This window comes from Vibrio bivalvicida (assembly GCF_001399455.2).
Taxonomy (GTDB): Bacteria; Pseudomonadota; Gammaproteobacteria; order Enterobacterales; family Vibrionaceae; genus Vibrio; species Vibrio bivalvicida.
In genome coordinates, this window is record NZ_LLEI02000073.1 from 1 (window position 1) to 1258 (window position 1258).

A 1258-nucleotide genomic window follows, 5' to 3' on the forward strand; every position below is an offset into this window, starting at 1 on the left:
TGTAGTGGTCAACTAAAATTGGCCACGGTTTTGTAAGTTTTCCAGTAAAGCCTTTCCGACTCATTCGGGGTCAGACCACCGTTGTACTGGTGTGGCCTGATTTGGCTGTAGTATCTAATGATATAGCCAACGATGCTCTGCCAAGCTTCATCTAAACTGCGATAGCCACTGGCTGGCACCCATTCTGTTTTCAAGCTTCTAAAGAAGCGCTCCATCGGACTATTATCCCAACAGTTACCTCTCCGAGATAAACTCTGTTTAATTTGGTATCGCCATAGGGTCTGACGGTATTTTCGACTTGTGTAATGCGTTCCTTGATCGCTATGGAACATAACGCCTGTAGGCATTCCTCGTGACTCATAAGCCATCTTTAATGCTTTGACGGTCAATTGACTATCGGGCGAAAAGGACATAGCCCAACCAACAGGTTTTCGAGCAAATAAGTCGATGACAACCGCTAAATAAGCCCAACGACTCCCAGCCCAGACATAAGTGACGTCTCCTACCCATACTTGATTTGGAGCAGTAACAGCGAATTGCCTCTCTAAGTGATTGGGGATCTCTACATGTTCTAGGGGTTGCTTCCTATACTTGTGCTTGGGTAGTTGCCCGCTCACTAGGCCGAGTATTTTCATTATTTTACTAGCGCGATATCGACTCAGACTCATGCCAGAATTCGTAACGATGCCTGCAATAGTTCGAGCACCTGCTGAACCATTGCTTGCATTGTGAGCCTCTTGGACAAGCGCTCTTAATCGAATCTCATGCACAGGAATAGCTTGTGGTCGCGCTTTCCAGTATTTGTAACTGCTGCGATGGACACCGAATATGCTACACAGTTTGAGAATGCTGTAGCTCTGTTTGAGTCTTTCGATTATCGAGAATTTTTCAGTGAGTCCGACATCAACAGAGCTGTAGCCTTTTTTATGATTTCGTTGTGCTCTTCCAGCTCGGCAATCCGCTTTTTAAGCTCTCGGATCTCTATTTGTTCTGGTGTCAGCGGTGCTGCTTTTGGGGTAATACCCTGCCTCTCTTGTTTAAGTTGCCTTACCCACTTGTCCATAGCAGATTTGCTCACATTCATAGCTTGAGCTGCTTCGACCACGGAGTAACCTTGGTCAACAACGAGCTGGGCTGCTTCAAGTTTGAATTCTGGGCTAAAAGTTCTTCTCGTACGCTTTGTCATAGTTCCACCTGTTGTGTACGAGGTGCATCTTAACACCTCTAATCAGGTGGCCAAATTCACCGTACCACTACA

Annotated in this window: 1 protein-coding gene; it reads right to left on the reverse strand. The window is 46.0% G+C overall.

What is annotated here, in order from left to right; genetic code table 11:
• Positions 1-8: 8 nt before the first annotated feature.
• A protein-coding gene (locus APB76_RS19115) for an IS3 family transposase (RefSeq protein ID WP_157633226.1) occupies positions 9-1186 on the reverse strand; the annotation gives its coding sequence in 2 pieces (ribosomal slippage) (positions 9-919 and positions 919-1186; 1179 coding nt in all).
• Between the last annotated feature and the right edge of the window lie 72 nt (positions 1187-1258).